Source organism: Epilithonimonas sp. JDS, from assembly GCF_021261315.1.
Classification (GTDB): Bacteria; Bacteroidota; Bacteroidia; order Flavobacteriales; family Weeksellaceae; genus Epilithonimonas.
On the sequence record NZ_JAJSAX010000001.1, the window covers coordinates 687378 to 710540 of the forward strand.

Here is a 23163-nt window from a genome sequence, read left to right on the forward strand (position 1 = left end):
TAAAAATAAAAAGTCCATAAAAAATGAAAAAGATATTATTCATAGACCGCGACGGAACTTTGGTTCTCGAGCCCGAAGATTATCAGGTTGATTCTTTTCAAAAGCTGAAATTCTATCCGCAAGTTTTCACTTACCTTTCAAAAATCGTGAGCGAATTGGATTACGAATTGGTAATGGTGACCAATCAGGATGGTTTGGGAACAGTTTCTCATCCGGAAGAAAACTTTTGGACGATTCAGAATTTTATCATTGAAGCATTTGAAAGTCAAGACATCAAGTTCGAAGATATCTTCATTGATAAAACCTTCGCTAAAGACAATGCGCCAACAAGAAAACCGAACACGGGTTTATTAACGAAATATTTTGATAAAGAAACTTACGACCTAGAAAATTCCTTCGTTATCGGCGACAGAATTACAGATGTCAAGCTTGCGAAAAACCTCAATTCAAAAGCAATTTTCATTAATACTGATGAGAATCTTGGAGCAGATGAGATTTTAGAAAATGATGAGCTCGAAGATGTTATTGGTCTAAAAACAACTTCTTGGAAAAAAATCTATGAATTCCTGAAACTTGAAAACAGAACTTCCGAAATCATCAGAAATACCAACGAAACCAAAATTAAAATCAATCTAAACCTCGATGGAACCGGAAAATCCAACATAGAAACCGGCATTCCGTTTTTCAACCATATGCTCGACCAGATTTCGAAACACGGTCAAATGGATTTGGAAATCAAGGTCGATGGCGATTTGGAAGTTGATGAACACCACACGATTGAAGACACAGGAATAGCCCTCGGAGAAGCATTTTATCAAGCATTAGGGAATAAACTGGGAATCGAACGTTACGCCTTTGTTTTGCCGATGGATGATTGTCTGGCGCAGGTCGCACTGGATTTCGGTGGACGAAATTGGATTGTTTGGGAAGCGGATTTCAAGCGCGAAATGATTGGAAAAATGCCCACCGAAATGTTCTTTCATTTCTTCAAATCCTTCTCCGACTCGGCAAGAGCGAACCTCAACATTAAAGCGGAAGGCGACAACGAGCACCACAAAATAGAATCGATTTTCAAAGCCTTTGCAAAATGCCTGAAATCTGCCGTAAAACGCGACCCAGACAAAATGATTTTACCATCAACAAAAGGAATGTTGTAGGAGACAATTAGATAATAGACGAATAGAGAATAGACTTTGAATCTTGATTTTATCATCTAAAAAATAAAAAAAATGAATACAGTTATCATAGATTACAAAGCTGGGAATGTTCAAAGTCTTCAATTTGCAATTGAAAGATTAGGCTTTTCGGCGAAACTCACGAGTAATCCCGATGAGATTTCCAACGCGGACAAAGTCATTTTTCCAGGCGTTGGCGAAGCGTCTTTTGCAATGAATTCTTTGCGGGAAACCCAGCTGGATTTGTTGATTCCGGAGCTCAGACAGCCACTTTTGGGAATTTGTCTCGGGATGCAGTTGCTTTGCAAAGACTCGGAGGAAGGCAATACGAAAGCGTTAGGAATCTTCGACGTTTCGGTCAGAAAATTTCCGGATTCGGTCTTGGTTCCGCAGATTGGCTGGAATCAAATTTACGATTTGAAATCCGATTTGTTCAAAGGAATTCCAGAGCAGACTTACACGTATCTCGTTCACAGTTACTACGTTGCAAAAAACGAACACACGATTTCGACCACAGATTATTCCGAAGCGCATAGCACGGCTTTGCAAAAAGACAACTTTTTCGGCGTCCAGTTTCATCCCGAGAAAAGCGGAATCTTAGGAAGCAAAATATTAGAGAATTTTTTAAAATTATAATTATTTTCAACCACAAAAGACACAAAAGAAAAGATTGAAATGAAGCCTTTCAAAAGAAAACAAAATTTCCCATAAAACCTTTTTTGAACTTTTGAATAACTAAAAAAACGTAAAAATATTTTGTGACTTTTGTGGTTAGAATCTTTTAAATCATTAAAATTAAAAATAGAAAATGAGAATCATCCCAGCAATAGACATCATCAACGGCGAGTGCGTCCGGCTTTCCAAAGGCGATTACAGTCAGAAAACAATTTACAATTCCAATGTTCTCGACGTTGCCAAAAACTTCGAAGCCAACGGCATCCAGTTTCTGCATTTGGTCGATTTGGACGGCGCAAAACAAAATCAAATCATCAATTATAAAATTTTAGAACAGATTTCCAAAGAAACCAATTTAATCATAGATTTCGGAGGCGGTTTGAAGTCTGAAAAAGACATTGAAATCGCCTTTGAAAGTGGCGCCAATCAAGTCACGCTTGGAAGTGTCGCAGTGAAAAATCCAGAATTATTTAAAGCAAGTTTTGAAAAATATGGTCCAGAAAAAATCATTTTGGGCGCAGATGCAAGAAATGAAAAGATTGCAGTTTCCGGTTGGCTGGAAGAAAGTGAAATGAATATTTATGACTTCATCAAAGAAAAAACAAAATCCGGAATCGAGTACGTCATCTCCACAGATATCGACAAAGACGGAATGTTGGAAGGTCCATCTTTTGACTTATATCAAAAAATAATATCTCAAAATCCTCAAATCAACTTAATCGCTTCCGGTGGAATTACTTCTACTAATGATTTAGTTCAATTAAAATCATTGGGTTGTGAAGGCGCAATTATCGGGAAAGCTTTGTATGAAAACAGAATCACGTTCAACGATTTAAAACCATTTCTCTAATGTTAGCAAAAAGAATCATTCCGTGTCTCGACATCAAAAACGGAGAAACGGTGAAAGGTGTCAATTTTTTGGCTTTAAGAGAAGTCGGAAATCCCGTGGAAATGGCCATCAAATATTCTGAGCAAGGCGCAGATGAATTGGTTTTTCTGGATATTTCTGCAACGGGCGAAAGAAGAAAAACTTTAATTCCATTAGTTAAAGAAATTGCGAAAAATATCAATATTCCGTTTACTGTTGGTGGTGGAATCAATTCTTTGGAAAATGTGGAAGAACTTTTGAAAAACGGTGCGGATAAAATCACTATCAATTCTGCAGCATTATCCAATCCAAAATTGATAACCGAAGTCGCCAAACGATTTGGCTCACAATGTATGGTTGTGGCGATTGATACCAAATTCGTTGGAAATCAACACAAAATTTTCAGCAATGGCGGAAAAATTGAAACTGGAAAAGAATTGTTCACTTGGGCAAAAGAAGTTGAAAATCTGGGAGCCGGAGAAATCCTCCTAACCTCGATGAATACTGACGGAACCAAAGCTGGATTTGCGATTGAAATTACCAAAACACTTTCGGAATTAATCAATATTCCAGTGATTGCTTCCGGAGGTGCGGGAACGATGCAACATTTTGAAGACGTCTTCACAGAGACTAAAGCAACCGGAGCATTGGCTGCGAGTATTTTCCACTTTAATGAAATCGGAATTCCGGAACTTAAAAATTATTTAAAATCTAAAAACTTACCCATAAGATGACTATTAAATTTGATAACAATACAGGCTTGGTTCCCGTCATCATTCAGGATTATCTCAATCTAAAAGTTCTGATGCTCGGTTATATGAATCAGGAAGCCTTCGATAAAACTTTGCAGGAAAAAAAAGTCACTTTTTTCTCCCGCTCCAAAAACAGACTTTGGACAAAAGGCGAAACTTCTGGAAACTTCCTCGAATTAATTGATTGGAAAATCGATTGCGACCAAGACACGATTCTCATCAAAGCAAAACCATTTGGACCAACTTGCCACAACGGAACAACAACTTGTTTTACAGAGGAAACCGACAAAGGATTTTTGTACGAATTGCAGCAAACGATTTCGGATAAAATTGATAGCGATGATTCGAAATCCTACACCAACGAACTTTATAAAAGAGGCATTAACAAAGTTGCTCAAAAAGTGGGCGAAGAAGCTGTCGAGCTCGTCATAGAAGCGAAAGATGACAACGATGAACTTTTCTTAAATGAAGCTGCAGATTTGATGTATCACTATCTGATTTTGCTGAAAGCTAAAGGTTTCACTTTTGAAGACGTTGAAAAAGTTTTGAAATCGAGAAGCAAATAAAAAAACCAGCAATTGCTGGTTTTCTATTATGGAGCCAATCGTGCGATTTTCCAATCGATACTATCTTCCAAAGTGTAGATAATTCTGTCGTGAAGGCGGTTTGGACGGCCTTGCCAAAATTCAATTTCGTAGGGTTTTGCGATGTAGCCGCCCCAATTTTGTGGTCTTGGGATTTCTTTGTTTTCGAATTCTTTTTCGAGGTCTTTTAGTTTATTTTCGAGGAAATCGCGGTTTGGAATTTCCTGACTTTGTGGAGAAACTGCGGCGCCTAATTGACTGCCTTTTGGTCTAGAATGAAAATAGCCGTCGCTGAGATTTTCTGCGATTCTCTCGACATTGGCCTTGATGATAATTTGTCTTTCCAAACTTGGCCAGAAAAAATGCAGACAAGCTTTGTGCGTGTTCTCAATTGATTTTCCTTTTCGGCTTTCGTAGTTGGTGTAGAAGATGAAGCCTTCCCAATTGTAGGATTTCAGCAACACCATTCTTGTTCTGGGACAGCCGTCTTCTTCCACTGTTGAGATTGCCATTGCGTTGGATTCTGAGACTTCGGGATTATTCTCTGCATCCAGGAACCAGTCGCGGAATTGCTCGATTGGATTCTCTTTTATCTCAGATTCTATGAGTTGGGACTTTTCGTAGATTCTTCGTTTATCGTGGAGGTTTTCGCTGTTCATTTTCTTTCGAATTCTAAATTTCTAAATGCAAAGTTCGTTAAGATTTTTTATATAATTTGAATTAATTTCGGAGGATGCCGTTTTGGATATCGATTTAAGAATTGGTTGTCGCATTTTTACAGGTCGCTCCTCTGGAGCTTTTTTTGTGGTGTTTATATTGTTCTACCAATAGTTTGCCGCTCTGCGGCTTTGCATTTCTTGTATAGTTTTTGAGAAAAGTAAGAAAGCAATGTTTCAAAACTTGAAAATAGGTACAGATGTTGGTTTGACAGACAAAGCCTCAATCTGGCGAAGCTGCAGCCCGGCTTATCTCTTATTTTTTATTTTATTTGAATCGATGAACCACTTCGTTAGGTTTGAACGGAAATCCTTTTTTGTGGCTGGAAAAGCTATGGCAAAAAGATTGGGAGTGGAAGACGGATCAAGCTGCCCAAATTATTTGAATCGAGACAATTTTAACTTAAATTTTCGTCGAATTCTTTTTTCAAAAAAATATTTTTTTATAGATTTGATAGATGAATTACTCTTACAAAGGTAAAATCTTAATATCGACGCCGGATATCTCGGGTGATATTTTTTCCCGTTCGGTCGTTCTGATTGTGGATCACAACGAGAATGGCGCGTTTGGCTTGATACTGAATAAAAAGAACCAAAATATGAGCTCCAAACTGCTTAATATCCTGGGTTTCCCTGTGGAACTGTACGAAGGTGGACCTGTGGAAAACGAAAGGATCTACTTTATCCTGAAAGGTGAAAAGGTAACCTCGGAGTTTGTGGAGATCAATAAAGAATTCTATTTGACTGAAGATATTGACTCTGTGGTTTCTGCGATGATCAATGGCGAGATCAGCACGTTTGACATCAAGGTTTTTTCTGGATATTCCGGTTGGTCTGCGATGCAGCTGGAAGGCGAATTGCAAAGGAAAATGTGGACGATCGTGGATGTTTACAATCTGGATTACACGCTGCCAAACGACCAAGGTCTCTGGAAAAATATTATGCAAAATCTGGGCGGCGAGTTTCTGCTTTGGGCGAATGCGCCAGAGGATGTTTCGATGAACTAAAAAAACAGGCTTTTACAGCCTGTTTTCTTTTAGATATTATTTAGGTAATCAATTATTTTTTTGAGGTCTTCTTCTTTAGAAAAATTAAGCTTATTGTCTTTTATGAACTTTTCAGCTTCATTTTTATTGAGGGAGAAATCGTTTATGAATTCCTTCTGATTTTTGGGAAATTTGTGGAATGTATTATCCTTTCTCACTAAGTATAAATCTTTTTGCTTTGCATAATAGTCATTTGCATCTTTGCTGTAAGCACTGGGACTTTTTTCTCCTTTCAGAAGCTCGATTTTTTCTTTTTTGAACAAGGAATATTTTTGATGATCGACGAGTAAAACCAAATATCCGAACCTATTCTTATTATCAAATGTATAATTCATGCATTGGTAAGTTTTTTTGAGTGTGGGAAAATTAACCGTTAATCCTTCTTCTTTATTGGTAAAATAAATGTCTTCGCCTTCTTTGAATTCCATTTCGTCGTCGTAGGCATTGTATCTGAGATTTTGAACATTTTTACTATACCCTTCTATTACTACCTTACTAAACTCACTGCCATTGATATATGGTGTCCCATCTATAGTTTTTTCTTTTGTAGAAGGTCTATTGGCTCTCATAAAAAAATTCCCAGTTGAAAAAGATATATTTTCATTTCCGACTTGGGCACACATTACGTTTGTTATGAATACAAAAGCTATCAATACTATTCTATTCATTATTTTAAGTTTTTCTTTCATAATTAAATAACTAAATTTTAAAAGTGGAAAGCCACTGATAGTGGCTTTCCTTGAAAAATTTGATTTGATATATTAATTACTATTATCATATCCCGGGTTTGGTAAAACTGGAGTTCCAGCAATATCTGTTTCTGATCTAGGTATTGGGAAAGCGTTCAGGTTTTGATCTGCAGGTGCTACAGATGGTCTTGGAACTGCATCTCCCCATCTTCTTAGATCCCACTGACGAAGACCTTCACCAAGAAGTTCTTTCATCCTTTCTGCTTTAAGCAAAGTCATATCTACTGTAGTAGCGGCTGCTAAACCTCTATTGGTAAGAATTTGGTTGTAATAGTTCAAAGCTTTTGTAGCATCTCCACCATTTAACTCAGCTTCAATACCATTTAACAAAATTTCTTCATAACGTAACATTTTGATATTATCTGCTCCAACGGTATTAGTATATTTACCTGTACCATTATTGTTAGACAAGTATCTAACTGCACTTGCACCTGTCCCAGCAACAGTGATCAAACTTCTTCTGATATCATTTGTGGCATAAGCGTTATAAGCTGAAGCAGACACTACGATATTACCGTATCCTAATGAGTTTAATCTTTGTCTGTAAGATCCTGTGGAAAGAGAAGAGTTGACGCCGACAGCTAATTCAAAAATAGAATTGGGAGCAGCTCCATTCATTAGGAACTGGAAAGAAGTCTGATGCAATCCTGCAGGAATAACACTGTACTTTCCTATTAAATCATTTGTTAAAGATCTTACTTTAGCATAATCACCTTTGTAGAGGTAGAATCTTGACATCAACCCTTTAAGAGCATTTACTGTAAGGTCAGATTTAGTATTGGAATACGAAGTACCAGTGGTCATCAATTGAAGCGCTTTGGTAAAATCCGCATCAATCTGGGCTTCTGTTTCAGCAATGGTTGCTCTTGGCATCAAAGCTGTTGGTTCAAATTTCAGTGGTAAGACAATTCCCAACGTCCCATTGGGAATATATTTTTGACCATAAGTCCTGAAAGCATCAAAGAAGGCTATAGCTCTCAAACCATAAGCTTGACCTTGAGCGAATGTAGCTGTGGCTTTATCAACATTAGTCCCGCCAATTCCATTAAGATCAGAATTAATAACGATATTGGCTTTCCCTACTACTTCGTAGATTCTGTTATATGTATCTCTTGCATACGGATCATTCGATACCTGTGTATAATTATAAACATTTGTGTAATATCCTCCTTGTAGAGTACTGTACATTTCATCTGACCTGACCTCAGCGTAGGCCATAAAATCAGCACCATAGTATTGCGTATTTCTCATAGAGACATATGCACCTCGTACAAACGACTGCATTTCTTGTGTTGTTTTCAAAGGAGATTGTCCAACTTCCTGAAAAAACTCTCTCTCTACAAAATCATCAGAACAAGATACTGCCACGGATCCAATAAGTACCGCAAAAATTCCTGTTTTTATTATTTTATTCATCTTATTTAATTTTAATTCATTTAAAAACTAAGGTTAACACCGAATAGGTATGACTTCAGGATTGGTAATGCAAGATTTGTGTATCCTGAAACATTTACTTCCGGGTCAAATTTAAGTCTGTCATCAAATCTATGAGTCCAGGCATTATTTGCCATTACGTACACTTGTACAGAATTCAATCCGCTTCCATTCAAAATATTACCTGTAAAAGTATAGCCAAGCCTAGCATTGCTTAATCTTATGTAATCAGAATCATATAAAAATCTGGTTGAGGCAGCATTTGATCTCTTATTACCTCCTGCCAGCGGTTTAGGATTGCTTGCTGTTGTATTTGTTGTAGTCCAGTAATCGCCCATTACATCACCATATCCCGGATATGTAGCTGAGTACTGACCATCACTCCAAGTGTAAGAAGCCCAATCGTCATAGATTTTTCCACCAAAACCATAAGTGAATTGAAGATCTAATGCAAAACCTTTATAAGATAAACTTGTATTGGCGCCACCAAAGAGTGTACTTAGGAAAGATCCTTGAGTCGCTTGCTGAGCATTGTTATAATTGTTAGTTGTTTCACCATCTACCCCATTGACGTACCATAGCGGATCTCCATTTGCAGCATCTACTCCAGCCCATTTTCTAAGATAGAATGTACGCACACCTTCACCGACTCTCAATGTAGTTGTACCTGTGTTTACGGTTCCTCCATACAACTCAGTAATTTCATTATCCAATGTGGACAAGTTACCTCCGATACTCCAGTTGAAGTCTCCTCTGAAAATATCTGCGTTGATAGAAAATTCAAATCCTCTATTTACTAATGTTCCAATGTTATCCACCATTACTCCATAAGTATAAACTCCTGTATTCTCATTGAAGATCACACCTCCCTGGGACGGTGATAAGGGAACATTGTAGATTAGATCATTTGTTTTCTTGCTATAATATTCTGCACTCAGCTTAATTCTGTCATTGAATAATCCGACATCTAAACCGACATTCAGCGGATTAACTGTTTCCCACGATAGATTAGGATTATTGATGTTATAGTATTGTGCACCGGAAAAATCGTTGTAGTTCTGATTGTATGCAAATAAAGCATAAGGGTTAGCAGTTATCTGATTCCCAAGCTTTCCATAAGATCCTCTAAATTTTAACATGGAGATTGCGTTGACTTCTTTTAAGAAATTAATTCTCGCTAAGTCCACACCAACTCCGACAGACCAAAAATTACCAGCCTTTTGACCTGGCATAAACTGAGATAATACATCTCTTCTGTAAGACCCGTCTACCAACACAAGCTTATCATAGTCGTAATGAGCTGTTACTGCATAACCATATCTGGAATTCAAAAATTCCCGGCCAGAGTAACCGTAAGGCACTACAAAATTAGAAAGCGTTTCTAAAGCTGGATTACCAACTGTAATTCCTGTTGCGGATAATAGTTTTCTGTCAGATTTATATGCTTCTTGAATCAAAGATGCTCCGATATTGTGACGGTCAATTTTTTTGGAATAATCTAAAATATTCTGAACATTAAAGTTAAAGAATCGATTAACAGAAGTTCTTTGGTATCCACCATATCCCCAACCATCCCCGTGGATCGGATTCCAGTATCTGTCCTCTTCCACACTGATATATTCAGGAGAAAATACAAATCTGTAAGTTAAATTATCCAGAATTTTGTATTCTGCATTCAAATTTGCATAAGCTCTTAGAGTACCGGCCTGATCATAATTATTTTCTAATAAATATCCAGGGTTGAATTGATTGTTACTCAATCTCATTGTAGCGGGGTTCCAGTACCAGGAACCATCAGGGTTTCTTGCCGGGTCAGTAGGTCTGTTAAAGTACTGAGCTAAAATGGGGTTAGAAAAAGCACCTCCCTCTGAAAGTGTTCGGGTCTTACCGTGAGAAATCTGGAAATCCGAACTGATCTTAAGTTTGTCGGTTGCCTGATATGTTAATTTGGTAGTATATGATAATCTTTTGAAGAAAGAATTTCTAATGATACTATTCTGATCAAAAATGTTTGCAGAAGCATAATATGTAAATTTTTCATCTCCTCCAGATATACTACTGTCTGCATTTTGCTGATATCCATCTTTTCGTACAATATCTTGCCAGTCTGTACTGTATGGCGAGCTGAATATACTTGCATAAGTTGCTCCTGCAGCACCATTAGCAATTTGCTCTAAAGTATAATTTGGATTTGTAGAGCCATTATTTAGCATATCGCGCAAATACTCCTTATATTCCTGGCCAGAGAAAGCCCTGTTTGCACTCACGGCCTGCTGGTTGAATCCGGAATTAAAAGATAAATTAAACTTCGCTTTTCCTTTTCTACCAGATTTTGTAGTAATAACAATAACTCCGGCTCCCGCATCAGCACCATACACAGCAGTAGAAACTGCATCTTTCAGAACTGTAATACTTTCTACATCGTCTGGATTAAGATTTGCTAAAATATTGGCTGTTGTATTGGCTGTTGTCAAATCTCCACTTGCAACCCTTACCCCATCAACAATGTAAATAGGTGAAGTAACACCATTAATAGAAGATACACCACGCACTCTTACATTAGCAAAACCGCCTGGCTGGCCGGAGGCTGCACCTGTCTGAACGCCCGTTACTCTTCCCTGCAACATCTTATCTACAGAAGCAACAGGGACATCTTTTATAGATTTTGATGTCATTGTGCTCGTAGATCCTGTTAGCTCTTGTACTGTTTTCTTTTGACCAAAACCAACAATTACAACCTCTTCTATATTAGCTGCATCAGCGGTGTCAGTTTTCTGAGCCATCAAGGCCTGTCCTGTAAAAAACAAAACTCCTGCACTCAGAATCTTAAGTTTAACATTCATAAAATTTCTTATTTAAAATTAACAACTAGTGGCAAAAATGTTAATTTTATTTAAGAAAAAACGATGTTTAATCACATTCTAATGATATTTTAATCTTATTTTAATGTAATTAATATTTATTAGCTTTAACAAAATTTTTAGTATTCAGGCAGGAATTTGTTCCTTAAAAACCGTTGTTCCTTCGCAGTCATAATAAGTGCAGGTTTTTGCCTCCAAATCTACAATCCATTTGAAAACACCACTGTCTGCACAATCTTTGCAGAATTGGAAAAAGTCGGTATTTCCTTGTTGGTGATTTCGGAGGTCTGCTAAAAATTTTTCAGGATTCACGATTCCATAAATCAGCAATGGTGCGTATTGTTGGGCTGAAGTCACTTGGGTTTCGTCATTGCCATTATAAGTTGTAGAGCCATCCTCCACGTAGGTTTCGAAGGTCTGAACGCCTAATTCTTTGATGGTCTTTGCAAATGCTGGGAAATTTTTTCCGCTTTCCACATCGGAATGTGCAGCTTCGATCTGTGCTAGTGTAAACATTATTTTATATTTTTCTGTGTTTTAATTTTCTTTGATAATTCTCTGATTTCCTTTAGCAACAAAGGAAATCCTGGTTTTGCCATACTCACGTGGTCGAATCCATCTTCTTCCAATAGTTTGACCGAGGGATGCTTCACAAGCTCCAACATTCTTGCCAAATAGGCGTTTTCCTCGTAGCGTCCAAACAATTCCAGATTTCTGTCGCCTGTGATCAGGACGATTGGCGGCGCATCTTTTCTGACGTGGAACAGTGGTGCATATTCATCAATTGTAGGTTGCAGTTCAGCAATTCCTTTTTCTTTTCTAATCTGGAAATGTGTTATCGCCTGACCGCTGAATGGAATTAAACCCGCGATGTCATTCGCATCGATCTTATATTTTTGAAGATATTTTTTGTCCAAGGTAATCATCATTCCCAAATAGCCTCCAGCCGAATGTCCGGATTGGAAGATGAGATTTTTATTTCCACCATATTTTTCGATATTCTCAAAAACCCAAGCCGTTGCAGCGGCGGCATCTTCTATATAAGCTGGTGCTTTCACTTTCGGTGCTAAGCGATATTCAACACTTACGACAGCGATATTTTCATTCAATAATTCTTTTGGCAGCTCATTGCTTCCGCCAGTCAATCCGCCACCGTGAAACCAAATAACCGTTGAAAAATTCTTGACATTGGTCGGATAATAAAAATTCAGCTTGCATTGAGAGTTGATGTAAGCATCTTTTTCCGAAATATTTTCCGGATAATAGGAAATATTGTTCTCGGTTTTATATTCTGTCTGAGCAAAAGAAATTGCAAACACAAGAATCAGAATAAGGCTTAAATGTTTTCTTAGCATCATTAATAATTTATAAAAATTTGACTTCTACTCTACCCGATTCGTGGTAGAAAAATCCGTGTTCATCGTATTCTACATTTGATAGTCCTTCCAAGATATCATAGACCATTTTCTGCAAAACGCCATCGCCGATTCCGTGGATGATTTCCAAATTCTTGATGTGATTTTTTCTACAGAAATCGATGGTCACCAAAAGTTTTTCTTTTTGAATCATCAATCTCTCGAAAGCGTCGTAATCAGATGGATTTTTGACTAATAATTGAAAATGTAAATCTAATTTTAGAGGTGTTTTATTGTGTCTTTTGGAAACGTTTTTCGAGCTTTCATTTTTTCTGATGACAGGTGAATTTTCATATAATCCAGAATCGATGAGCGTCAATTGACTTTTAGGAAAATTGTAGGTGAAACCGTGCTCATCCTCGATTTTCACTTGGTCAGCAATCATTTTCAAAATGGTTCCTTTCAAATCATCATCTATTACCGAAACTTTGTCTCCTATTTTCATTTTCTATTTATTAATTTCAGTCGGAATATATTTCTATGCTGGGATATAATCTCCATTCATAGGAATAAATTCCTATGCTAAGATATAATCGTCCCGATGGGACTTTAAGTCTAACTCTAAAACTCTCAAATCCTCCGACTCTCCAACTTATTTACTTCCCAATTCTATCACTTCCAAATCTTTAATTTCATCTTTAAAGATTGTAAAACGCATCATCGTTCTCACCTTGTGCCAGCCGACTTTCCCACAAGCACCAGGATTGAGGTGTAACAAATTATTCTTTTTATCGTACATCGCTTTCAAGATATGAGAATGACCGGAAATAAATAATTTCGGTTTTTTCTCGGCAATCTCTTGTTTCGCCAAAGCTGAATATCGTTCTGGATAACCACCGATGTGAATCATCAAAACATCAACTTCTTCACATTTGAAACTCAAAACTTCAGGGAAAATCGTTCTAATTTTTGCTTCGTCGATGTTTCCATAAACGCCACGAATTGGTTTTATTTTTTCTAACTCTTCAATCACTTCCATATTCCCAAAATCGCCACAATGCCAAACTTCATCGGCATCTTTGGCGTAATCCAGAATACGGTCATCGATATAGGAATGTGTGTCTGATAAAAGAAGAATGCGTTTCATTTTGAAATTTAAATTAATGATTAAAGCTGAAAAGTAATTCCATATTTTGAATAATACCAGATTGCCACACCCAACGAAATTCCCATTAATAACAAAATCATCAGAATCCAAAAAGCCAAAGTTTTAATTCCCTTTTTATACAAAATCACAAATGTCAATTGAAAACAAATGAAAAGAATCAAAAGGACAACAACGTTGATGATGGTTTGCTGTTGCGAAACTCCCTGACTGAAAAGAAAAACTGAGACCAAAACAAAAATGATGACCATCAGCTTGATGAATTCTGCAGGATTGGAAAGTTTATTAGTCTTGAGCGGTTTCATTGATTGAAGGATTTTTCGAGTCACGAAATTACGAATTAAGATTTTCTTATTAATTAAAAAAAAATCAGGAAATTTGCGTCGAAATGAGATATTTTATAGAGTTTGCTTACGACGGTTCTTCTTTTTTTGGCTATCAAATTCAGCCCAACCAGATTTCTGTGCAGGAAGAATTGGAAAAAGCCTTGTCCACAATTCTGAGAGAGCCGATAAAAACCACCGGCGCAGGAAGAACTGACACTGGCGTACACGCAAAAAAAATGTTCGCACACTTCGAAACCGAACAAAATCTCTATGAAAATCTGGTTTACAGACTCAATTCCTTTTTGTCGGAAAATATTTCCATCAAACAAATTTTTGAAGTTCCAGCCGATATGCACGCGCGATTCAGTGCGACTTTCCGGACTTATGAATATTATATTTCGACAGAGAAAAATCCGTTCACGATAAATTCGTCTTGGCAAACCTGGCGTCAAAAACTATTGAACATCGATGCGATGAACGAGGCCTGCAAAATCCTTTTTGAGTACGATGACTTCACAAGTTTCGCCAAACTCCACACAGATAACAAAACCAACATCTGCAAAATCTACAAAGCAGAATGGGAACAGGTTGGAAATCAACTGAAATTCACGATTTCTGCTGACCGTTTTCTGAGAAATATGGTAAGAGCGATAGTCGGAACAATGGTAGAAATCGGAACCGGAAAATTACAACCCAGCGATTTGCGGAAAATCATTGAAGATAAATACCGAAATTCTGCGGGCGTTTCTGCTCCTGCGCAAGGTCTTTTTTTGGTGGATGTTGGGTATGATTTTTAAATTCTTCTGAAACTTTTACCGCTTTTAATTTCGCTGAGCGACAATTGCTGAGAGATAATAAGCATTGAGAAAAAGTCGCAGAGCGACAATCTATTGGTAGCAACGAAAAAATCCATATAAAGGTCGCGGAGCGACGACCAATTGGTTATCAACCATTGAAAATTATTAATGAAATTTCATTAAATTAGATTTAATATTAATCTAAAAAAAACTCAAATGGCTGAAAACAATACGTACACCCAAATCCATATTCAATTGGTTTTTGCTGTGAAATTTCGCCAAGCATTAATTCAAAATGAATGGAAAGATGATTTGTTTAAATACATCTCAGGTATTATCCAAAACAGAAAACATAAGCTTTTATCAATCAACGGAATGCCAGACCATATTCATATTTTAATTGGCTTGAGACCCAATCAATCAGTATCAGATTTAGTTCAGGAAGTGAAAAGTATTTCCTCCAAATGGATTAATGAAAACAATTTTATTCCCTTTCGATTTGAATGGCAAGATAGTTTTGGCGCGTTTTCTTACGGAAAATCTCAAATCAATGATGTCATCAGATATATTGAAAATCAAGAAAAGCATCATCATAAAAAATCGTTTCGTGAAGAATATGTTGATTTTTTAGAGAAATTTGAAATTGATTATAATGAGAAATATGTTTTTAAAGAATTGATTTGAAATTAGTACCAATTGGTCGTCGCTCCGCGACTCTGCGTGAAAACGTTATGATTATCTCCTACCAATAGAAAGTCGCTCTGCGACTATTTGCAAAGACATAACACGTATTTTCTACCGATGGGCTGTCGCTCCGCGATTTTGTCTCAAACCATTGTAACTATCTTCTACCAACAGAAAGTCGCTCTGCGACTCTGTGTAAAAGCGTTACTATTTATTTCTACCGATGGAAAGTCGCTCTGCGACTCTGTTTAAAATATTATTAAATTTTCTGCCAATAGATTATCGCTCTGCGACTATATCTAAAAACATTTCAATTATTTTCTACCGAGATACTATCTCTCTATGACTTTTCGCTTATGAAATAATTATTTTCAAACCATAGAAATCGCTGTACGACTTTAACATTACTTCCCATCGAATTTCCTTATTTTTGCACTGCATTTGAGATAATATGAAGAAACAAACGACTTGGGATATTGTAAAAAGACTATTTCTAATTGGGATGAAATTCCGTTCGTGGTTCATCATCACGCTGGTCATCTCCATCGTTTTGGCAATTGTCTCCACTTACCGACCGATTCTTACGAAAGATGTTGTGGATATCGATATCGTTCAGCTGAGAGATAAGTCTCAATTGATGAAGCACATCTATCTGCTCATCGGATTGGTGGTTGCAGAGACGATTCTTAATTTTTTCTTGGTTTATTTCTCGAATTTTATTTCACAGAATGTAATCAGAGATATCAGGGAAAGGCTTTATCACAAACTGATTTATTTTAGAACGGCTTTTTTTGACAAAACTCCGATTGGAAGCCTTGTCACGAGAGCGGTTGGTGATGTAGAAACAATTGCGACGGTTTACACAGACGGATTTTTGATGGTTTTCGGCGATATTTTGAGAATCGTAATGGTTTTGTTTGCGATGTTTCAGGTGGACACGCATCTCAGTATGATTTCTTTGGCGATTCTTCCGCTGATGGTAGTCATTACAAGAGTTTTTCAGAAAAAATTGAAAACAGCTTTCGGATTGGAAAGAAGCTGGACCTCGACGCAGAATAGTTTTGTGCAGGAACGCTTGGCAGGAATGCCATTAATCCAAGTCTTCAACAGACAGGAAGCGGAGTTTACGAAGTTTGATAAAATCAATATTGAACTTAAGAAAGCTTTGTTGAGAACGGTTTTCATCTTCTCATTATTTTTTCCGGTTGTCGAATTGATTTCGTCACTTTTCATTGGATTTATCCTGTTTTATGGCGGTTTTATCAAATCTACGCCAGGTGTTATTATCGCATTTATTCAATTCATCAATATGTTGATTCGGCCGTTGAGACAGATTGCGGATAGATTTAATAATATTCAGCGAGGAATTGTTGGTGCAGAGCGTGTTTTGGGTGTAATGGACGAAGACCAGGCGATGCCGAATAACGGAACGATTGCCCGAGACCATTTTGATGGAAAAATTGAATTTCAGAATGTTCATTTTGCTTACGACGAGAAACAATTGGTTTTAAAAGGCATTGACTTTAAGGTTAATTCGGGTGAAACTGTCGCAATCGTCGGCGCAACTGGTGCTGGAAAATCTACCATTATCAGTTTGATTACAAGACTTTACGATATTAATTCAGGGAAAATAATGTTGGATGATGTGGATATTCGGGATTATGAATTGTATAATTTGAGAAGTCACATTGGCGTGGTTCTTCAGGACGTTTTCCTTTTCCACGGCAGTATTTTTGAAAACCTGACTTTGGGCGACGAAAGCATTACTTTGGAACAAGTCAAAAAAGCTTCAAAGGAAATCGGCGTTGATGAATTTATTGAAAGTTTGCCAAACGGTTATGATTATGTGGTGAGCGAGAGAGGTTCATCTATCTCGCTTGGACAAAGACAATTGTTGTCATTTTTGAGAGCTTATCTTTCCGACCCGAAAATTCTGATTCTGGACGAAGCGACCTCATCCATCGACCACGAAAGTGAAAAACTCATCCAAAGAGCAACCGAAAAAATCACAAAAAATAGAACTTCAATCTTGATAGCACACCGACTTTCGACCATTGAAAAAGCGGACAAAATCATCGTGATGGACCACGGATTGATTGTGGAAGAAGGAACGCATCAGGAATTGCTTGCGAAAAATGGTTATTATTCTTTGCTTTACAAGGCGCAGATAGTTTCTCCGGATGGGGATAAGATGATTTAGAATTTTAGAAAGTATTAGATGGAATATTATACTTATTGGTCAATTCACGATTCTCCAAGCTCTACAGCTTCCAGCACAATCTTTCTAATTATTTTAATTCTTTCGTTATGTCTTTTTTTATCAATTTTAAAATTCAAAAAATCTGATTTTGAGAAGAAATTGTATTTGACTCTATCAGGTTTATTTTTAATTATTTCTTGTTTTGGATATTTCTATTTAAAGCTAATTATAGAAGATGATACTAGAAATGAGAAAAGATTAAATGAATTATTGGACGCCAAGACATTACAAAAAGTCGAAGGAAAGATATCAAACTATCAAAGAACAGTAGTATATGTTAGAAATGGAAAAGATACAAGTGAAAGTTTTACAGTCGGCTCTGTAGGATTTCGGTACATAGATAATGCTCTATACGAATTCAATCATTTTGGAGGAAATCATTCAGGAACTTTCTATAACGGATTGAGAGTTAGAATCACTTATATAAAAGGAGATGAAATGAATGAAATTAAAAAAATTGAAATCGCATCAAAACAATAATATAAATTCAATCTCTCACAATCCTATTCCTAAAACTCAACATCCCAGAAACAATTATCAGGCAAATCACAATGACAATTTTTGAAGCTAACAATTCCTGACAAAGATTTCTCCCAGAAATAAGTGAAATACAATCTTTCATATTCTCAGTTTCATATTTCAAACTGACCTGGATGTTGACAACGGCAAAAACCGACATCACAATCACCAAAATCAGAAGGCTGATGATGGTTTGATACACCGATTTTCTCATAGTTTAGTGGCTGGTTTTTAGTTTCTTTTAATGGCTGTCAGTCAGATTTCAAAACATTCCACGCATTTTCAATTTCATTGTTTTTTAAATAATTCTGAGCTAATAAATGTACATCTTTTTCCGAAGAAAAACGACCATTTGGTAAAATTTCCACATTCGCCAACATTCCCAAATCGTTGCCCGTGAAAATATGACTTTGTTTGATTTCGTCTGGAAGTTGGTCATAGCCAATCCCTTTTGTCACCAGCGGTTTTGAAACTTCGAAGATGTTATTTTCGTTGTTGCGGGAGTAGAAATTCCCACCTAATCTTGCGACCAAATCCAATTGTTTTTGGTCCAGATTTCCAGCTTCATCCAAATATTTTTCATTGATATGAATTTTTACAATCTCAGCAATCACAAGATTTCCTGCGCCTCCAAGTTCTCCCAAACTTTTAATTTCAAGAACTTTGCATTCAAAATTAACGGGAGATTCTACAATTAAAGGTGGTTTTACGATGTCGGCTGGTTTCATCGTCAATCCGGATTTGATGAATTCATTGATGCCATCTTCGTATTCCGTACTCGCCAAAGAAACCTGCTGAACCATCTCGAAATTCACATTTCCAATGATCAATTCTGGAACTTCTTTCAGATTTTCCAAGGTGTGCTTGGTCGTATTGTCACGCACGCGTCTCGAAGGCGAAATAATCACAATCGGCGGAACCGTGCTGAACATATTGAAAAAACTGAACGGCGAAAGATTGATTTCTCCTTTTGCGTTGATTGTGCTTGCTAAAGCAATTGGACGAGGTGCAATCGCGGTCTGCATTACTTGTTGTAATTGCATTGCGGAAATATCGGAAGGGATGATTGTTTTCATTAATTATTATTTTTCAATTTTAGTAATTGCTACAACTTCTCTTTTCCTATCAATCTTAAACTGATAAGCTTGATAGGCATTTTCTTTAATTTCATTAACTAAAAACCCTTTGTCAGACTCATTATCCATATTTATCTCCTTAAATTCTTTAGAGCTGTAATTAATTTTTTTTGCAATTTTTAAATTATAAGTCTTGTTCGAAATACAATTTATACTAACCAAATTTCCGAAAAATTCATTTCCCGTAGAATCTGTGATTCTGGCAGTGGAAGTTCCTACCTCTGCACAATTATAATTGATGAATTCCTGATTATCTTTAATCTCAAAGACAGGATTGGTAATGGTAATGATAGAATCAGAAGCCTCTTTTCCAACGCACATACAATCACTAGTTCCTTCGTGCTCCTTTTTGCAACTGAATAAAGAAAGAAAAACAATAAGAAATGTTGAAATTTTCATAATGTTAAAAATTTAGATTGCAGGCAAAATCTTCCCAGAAACTTCCCCAAATCCAACTCGGATGCCGTCTTTCTCAGACCAAGCTTTCATCGTCACCGTATCGCCGTCTTCTATGAATTTTCTTTCGATGCCATTTTTCAATTGCAATGATTTGGTTCCTTTCCAAGATAATTCCAGCATCGAACCATAGGATTTTTCGTCTTCTCCGGAAATCGTTCCGCTGGCGTAAACATCGCCAACTTCCACATTGCAACCATTGACCGTGTGATGCGCCAACTGCTGGAACATATTCCAATACATAAATTTGTAATTGCTTTGTGAAATCAGATTTTCTTCGGAGTTTTCCGGCTTCAAATAAACTTCAAGATTGATGTCGTAATTTTTGTCTCCTTCGAATTTCAGATAATCTAAAACTTCCGGTTCTTGCTTTGGAGATTCAGTTTTGAATGGTTTTAAAGCTTCCAAAGTCACAATCCAAGGCGAAATAGACGAGCCGAAATTCTTTCCTAAAAACGGTCCCAATGGCACATATTCCCAACTTTGAATATCTCTCGCCGACCAATCATTGAAAATCATCATTCCGAAAATCGCATCTTCTGCCTCAGCCACAGAAATCCTATCACCCAAATCTGTATTTTTATTCACGACAAATGCCATTTCTAATTCAAAATCCAGCTGTTTTGATGCACTGAAAATCGGTTTATCTGCATCCGGCGGTTTGATTTGTCCGCAAGGTCTGATGATATCAATGCCAGATAAAACAATTGACGAAGCACGACCGTGATAACCAACCGGCAAATGTTTCCAGTTTGGAAGAAGCGCATTCGCAGGGTCGCGGAACATCATCCCGACATTGGTTGCGTGCTGGATACTGCTGTAAAAATCGGTGTAATTCGGGATGTGCAAAGGCATCATCATTTGGATTTCGTCGAGATTATAGAAGCAATCTGTAATCGTCCGTTCGTCTTTTGAAAGAAGTGAATCTTCCAATAACATTTGTTGGATTTTTTCTCTGACTTTATTCGTAACTGGTTTTCCAAGTTCGATGAACTCGTTGATTGTGTAAGCTTCGAACACATTGTCGTCCATTTCGGTGATTTCTTCGAAGTAGCCAAGGTCGTACAAAGTCGCCAAATCGATGACAATGTCGCCAATTCTCGTGGCGCAGGCAATAAATTCTTTATTGAAAACACAAACGCCAAACGGAATATTGTGAATGGAAAAGTCTGAATCTGAGGAATATTCTATAAATGATTTCATATTGTAGAAGTTAGAATTTTAGATGTTAGAATCTAGACAAAAAATTAAAGCATTAAAAATAATGCTTTAATTCTATAATGAATGATTTGGTTTATAAGTTGCCACGCTTTTCCTGCTCTTTTTCCAAGGCTTCGAAAAGTGCTTTGAAATTTCCGGCACCGAAGCTCTGAGCGCCGTGTCTCTCGATGATTTCGTAGAACAACGTTGGTCTGTCTTCCACGGGTTTTGTGAAGATTTGAAGTAGGTAACCTTCTTCATCACAATCCACCAAAATGCCTAAATCCTGAAGTTTTCTGATGTCTTCGTCAATGTTCCCAACTCTATCCGGAATCATATCGTAATAGGCTTCTGGCGGTGGTGAAAGAAATTCTACGCCTCTGCTTTTCAGTTCTGTAACGGTTTTCACGATATCCTTTGTCGCAACGGCAATGTGCTGAACGCCTTCTCCTTCGTAGAAATCGAGATATTCCTCAACCTGAGATTTTCTTTGACCTTCTGCTGGTTCGTTGATTGGAAACTTTGCAAATCCGTTTCCGTTGGACATTACTTTTGACATCAAAGCCGAATATTCTGTGTTGATTTGTTTGTCATCAAATGAGAGAATATTCACAAATCCCATCACTTTTTCGTACCACTCCACCGTTGGAATCATCCTGTCCCAGCCGACATTTCCAACACAATGGTCCACGTACAAAAGTCCAACATCAGAAGGATTGTAATCGCTTTTCCAAGGTTCGTAGCCTGGCATAAATGCGCCGTTGTAATTTTTACGTTCCACGAACATATGAACCGTTTCGCCGTAAGTGTAGATTCCGGACATCTTCACTTCGCCAAATTCGTCGGTCAAAGTTTGAGGTTCCAGATATGGTTTTCCGCCACGTTTTGTGGTTTCTTCAAAGGCTTTTTCGGCATCATCTACCCAAAGTGCCAAAATTTTAACGCCGTCTCCGTGTTTTTTCTGATGTTCGCAAATTGGAGAATTGGATTTAAGTCCTGAAGTCAAAACCAATCTGATTTTTCCTTGCTGAAGAACATAAGATGAGCGGTCTCGCACGCCAGTTTCCGGACCAGCATAAGCTAAGGACTGAAAACCGAATGCGGTTTTGTAAAAATGCGCCGCCTGCTTGGCATTTCCTACATAAAACTCTAAATAATCTGTTCCGTTGATGGGGAGAAAATTCTCGGCTTGTGCGATTTTCTCGGCAAAAGTGAGTGTTGACATTTTACTTTTTACTTTTATATCTGTTGATGCCAAGATAAGAATTTTTCGGAAACTAACTAACGATTGTTAGTTTTAAGAATTTGAGATATAAAATTATAATGTTTTATTACTGTAATGGGAATGATGGAAAGAATGCAATCGTTTGCATAATTAAAATATTAAATTAAATACTATCCGTATAAAAATATAAATATTTATCAACAATCCCGATTATAATTTAATTATTCGTACACATATCACATTATATGTTATAAATAACACAATATGTATTTTTAAGTATATTTAAGTTTACAAACTTATGATTTGGATCACTACATTTGTTAGAGAGTTATCACAGATTCTAAAAACACAAGTCAAGAAAAAAGCCGTATTGCTACGGCTTTTTGTATAATCTGTTATTCAAAAGTCCTGAATTGGGATTGTAGTTATCCCAAATTTGCCAGGCATTATTTTTTTTCTTAATAAAATAAATTTGTGTATTGAGCTCATTCACAATATGTTCCTCTCCAGTTTCTTCTACTACAAAAACCAGATTCCAAAACTCCTGTGTTTTAATTACCATCTTATCGGCTTCCTCTGATATGACATCCAGATCAAAGATTTCAAAATTGGACCGGTTGTTATGGGTGAATAGCTTCAATCCATTTTCGCAAAGTTTGGAGCTGTAAGTTTTAATCCTTTCGATAAAAGGTGACTCTGGGAAGATCAATTCTTCAAAAACTTCAAGTTTCAATTCCGGGAAATATTTGAAAAATTCAAAATTGGTGTGGCAATATCGGTAGACAATGTCGGTAGTTAATTCCTTACTGAAAGCATTTTCGTTATAGAGATTCGCTTCTTTCACATTCATCACATAAGCATTCAGATCCTTGAAACCCAGAAAAATACAAATCTTATCCAAGGTCTTGATAAACCTCAGATCGTTATGCGTTTTGTAGTGATAATCGCTTTCGAAAAAGCGTTGCAATGTAATGTGCGAAATGCTGGTTCCGAGTTCGAACTTTCGTTCGTTCTGCAATTCTTCCCTTTTGGAAAGATCCTCCTTAATGATTTCAGAAAGAATAATGTAATGACTTCGTTTCCAGGGATTTGAATTTCCTAAGATCGAATTTTGAATAATTGGTTGTTGCCGAATTTCCTCCTTCAGCAAGTTGTATATCGATTTCAATCAGTTTTTTTT

25 protein-coding genes are annotated in these 23163 nt (G+C 36.9%); 10 read left to right on the forward strand and 15 right to left on the reverse strand.

All coding sequences use genetic code 11. The features are described 5' to 3' along the window. Positions 1-23 precede the first annotated feature (23 nt). The 5 genes from hisB to hisIE all read left to right on the forward strand — a co-directional run bounded on the left by hisB (position 24) and on the right by hisIE (position 4036). A complete protein-coding gene (gene hisB, locus LUD75_RS03185; RefSeq protein ID WP_232704249.1) occupies positions 24-1157 on the forward strand; it encodes a bifunctional histidinol-phosphatase/imidazoleglycerol-phosphate dehydratase HisB in 1134 nt (377 codons plus the stop codon). A gap of 72 nt (positions 1158-1229) precedes the next feature. Beyond that, positions 1230-1811, forward strand: a complete 582-nt coding sequence (gene hisH / locus LUD75_RS03190) for an imidazole glycerol phosphate synthase subunit HisH (protein ID WP_232704250.1) — start codon at positions 1230-1232, stop codon at positions 1809-1811. Positions 1812-1983: 172 nt separating this feature from the next. Continuing rightward, complete coding sequence (gene hisA / locus LUD75_RS03195) at positions 1984-2700, forward strand: 1-(5-phosphoribosyl)-5-[(5-phosphoribosylamino)methylideneamino]imidazole-4-carboxamide isomerase (RefSeq protein ID WP_232704251.1); 717 nt, start codon at positions 1984-1986, stop codon at positions 2698-2700. Further along, positions 2700-3452: an imidazole glycerol phosphate synthase subunit HisF gene (gene hisF, locus LUD75_RS03200; protein WP_232704252.1), complete on the forward strand. Its 753-nt coding sequence runs from the start codon at positions 2700-2702 to the stop codon at positions 3450-3452. Before hisA ends, hisF begins: the two co-directional genes overlap by 1 nt. Then, entirely contained in the window at positions 3449-4036 is a 588-nt protein-coding gene (gene hisIE / locus LUD75_RS03205; protein WP_232704253.1) for a bifunctional phosphoribosyl-AMP cyclohydrolase/phosphoribosyl-ATP diphosphatase HisIE, read from the forward strand. Before hisF ends, hisIE begins: the two co-directional genes overlap by 4 nt. A gap of 26 nt (positions 4037-4062) precedes the next feature. Here the strand turns inward: hisIE and pdxH are convergent, their stop codons facing one another. Then, complete coding sequence (pdxH, locus tag LUD75_RS03210; protein ID WP_232704254.1) at positions 4063-4713, reverse strand: pyridoxamine 5'-phosphate oxidase; 651 nt, start codon at positions 4711-4713, stop codon at positions 4063-4065. A gap of 515 nt (positions 4714-5228) precedes the next feature. Between pdxH and LUD75_RS03215 the strand changes: the two genes are divergently transcribed. Next, a complete protein-coding gene (locus tag LUD75_RS03215) occupies positions 5229-5777 on the forward strand; it encodes a YqgE/AlgH family protein (RefSeq protein ID WP_034976675.1) in 549 nt (182 codons plus the stop codon). A gap of 29 nt (positions 5778-5806) precedes the next feature. Here the strand turns inward: LUD75_RS03215 and LUD75_RS03220 are convergent, their stop codons facing one another. The 8 genes from LUD75_RS03220 to LUD75_RS03255 all read right to left on the reverse strand — a co-directional run bounded on the left by LUD75_RS03220 (position 5807) and on the right by LUD75_RS03255 (position 13685). Then, entirely contained in the window at positions 5807-6505 is a 699-nt protein-coding gene (locus LUD75_RS03220) for a hypothetical protein (RefSeq protein ID WP_232704255.1), read from the reverse strand. A 72-nt stretch (positions 6506-6577) separates the two neighbouring features. Further along, positions 6578-7981 (reverse strand): RagB/SusD family nutrient uptake outer membrane protein, encoded by a 1404-nt coding sequence (locus tag LUD75_RS03225; RefSeq protein WP_232704256.1) that lies wholly within the window; start codon positions 7979-7981, stop codon positions 6578-6580. A 20-nt stretch (positions 7982-8001) separates the two neighbouring features. Further along, entirely contained in the window at positions 8002-10842 is a 2841-nt protein-coding gene (locus LUD75_RS03230; RefSeq protein WP_232704257.1) for a SusC/RagA family TonB-linked outer membrane protein, read from the reverse strand. A 144-nt stretch (positions 10843-10986) separates the two neighbouring features. Then, positions 10987-11376, reverse strand: coding sequence for a DUF1398 family protein (locus LUD75_RS03235; RefSeq protein ID WP_232704258.1), 390 nt, complete (start codon positions 11374-11376; stop codon positions 10987-10989). Beyond that, positions 11376-12215 carry an alpha/beta hydrolase fold domain-containing protein gene (locus tag LUD75_RS03240; RefSeq protein WP_232704259.1) on the reverse strand — a complete coding sequence of 280 codons (840 nt, stop codon included), beginning with the start codon at positions 12213-12215 and terminating at the stop codon, positions 11376-11378. Before LUD75_RS03240 ends, LUD75_RS03235 begins: the two co-directional genes overlap by 1 nt. 10 nt (positions 12216-12225) lie before the next feature. Continuing rightward, positions 12226-12720, reverse strand: coding sequence for a Smr/MutS family protein (locus tag LUD75_RS03245; RefSeq protein WP_232704260.1), 495 nt, complete (start codon positions 12718-12720; stop codon positions 12226-12228). Positions 12721-12867: 147 nt separating this feature from the next. Continuing rightward, the gene (locus LUD75_RS03250) at positions 12868-13362 is read right to left on the reverse strand and encodes a metallophosphoesterase family protein (protein ID WP_232704261.1); all 495 of its coding nucleotides are present in this window, start codon (positions 13360-13362) and stop codon (positions 12868-12870) included. 20 nt (positions 13363-13382) lie between these two features. Beyond that, positions 13383-13685, reverse strand: coding sequence for a hypothetical protein (locus LUD75_RS03255; protein WP_232704262.1), 303 nt, complete (start codon positions 13683-13685; stop codon positions 13383-13385). Positions 13686-13768: 83 nt separating this feature from the next. Between LUD75_RS03255 and truA the strand changes: the two genes are divergently transcribed. The 4 genes from truA (at position 13769) to LUD75_RS03275 (ending at position 17927) form a co-directional block, all read left to right on the forward strand. Further along, complete coding sequence (truA, locus tag LUD75_RS03260; RefSeq protein ID WP_232704263.1) at positions 13769-14503, forward strand: tRNA pseudouridine(38-40) synthase TruA; 735 nt, start codon at positions 13769-13771, stop codon at positions 14501-14503. A 216-nt stretch (positions 14504-14719) separates the two neighbouring features. Continuing rightward, entirely contained in the window at positions 14720-15187 is a 468-nt protein-coding gene (gene tnpA / locus LUD75_RS03265) for an IS200/IS605 family transposase (protein WP_232704264.1), read from the forward strand. A 451-nt stretch (positions 15188-15638) separates the two neighbouring features. Beyond that, positions 15639-17387, forward strand: a complete 1749-nt coding sequence (locus LUD75_RS03270) for an ABC transporter ATP-binding protein (protein WP_232704265.1) — start codon at positions 15639-15641, stop codon at positions 17385-17387. Between the two features lie 18 nt (positions 17388-17405). Beyond that, the gene (locus tag LUD75_RS03275) at positions 17406-17927 is read left to right on the forward strand and encodes a hypothetical protein (protein WP_232704266.1); all 522 of its coding nucleotides are present in this window, start codon (positions 17406-17408) and stop codon (positions 17925-17927) included. Between the two features lie 7 nt (positions 17928-17934). On the opposite strand, the gene LUD75_RS03280 is transcribed toward LUD75_RS03275, so the two are convergent. The 6 genes from LUD75_RS03280 to LUD75_RS03305 all read right to left on the reverse strand — a co-directional run bounded on the left by LUD75_RS03280 (position 17935) and on the right by LUD75_RS03305 (position 23151). Further along, positions 17935-18180 (reverse strand): hypothetical protein, encoded by a 246-nt coding sequence (locus tag LUD75_RS03280; protein WP_232704267.1) that lies wholly within the window; start codon positions 18178-18180, stop codon positions 17935-17937. 37 nt (positions 18181-18217) lie between these two features. Then, complete coding sequence (locus LUD75_RS03285) at positions 18218-19042, reverse strand: flavin reductase family protein (RefSeq protein ID WP_232704268.1); 825 nt, start codon at positions 19040-19042, stop codon at positions 18218-18220. Positions 19043-19048: 6 nt separating this feature from the next. Then, entirely contained in the window at positions 19049-19501 is a 453-nt protein-coding gene (locus tag LUD75_RS03290; RefSeq protein WP_232704269.1) for a hypothetical protein, read from the reverse strand. Positions 19502-19513: 12 nt separating this feature from the next. Next, entirely contained in the window at positions 19514-20761 is a 1248-nt protein-coding gene (fahA, locus tag LUD75_RS03295; protein WP_232704270.1) for a fumarylacetoacetase, read from the reverse strand. A 91-nt stretch (positions 20762-20852) separates the two neighbouring features. Continuing rightward, complete coding sequence (gene hppD / locus LUD75_RS03300) at positions 20853-21983, reverse strand: 4-hydroxyphenylpyruvate dioxygenase (protein WP_232704271.1); 1131 nt, start codon at positions 21981-21983, stop codon at positions 20853-20855. 373 nt (positions 21984-22356) lie between these two features. Beyond that, a complete protein-coding gene (locus tag LUD75_RS03305; RefSeq protein WP_232704272.1) occupies positions 22357-23151 on the reverse strand; it encodes a hypothetical protein in 795 nt (264 codons plus the stop codon). Positions 23152-23163: the final 12 nt, after the last annotated feature.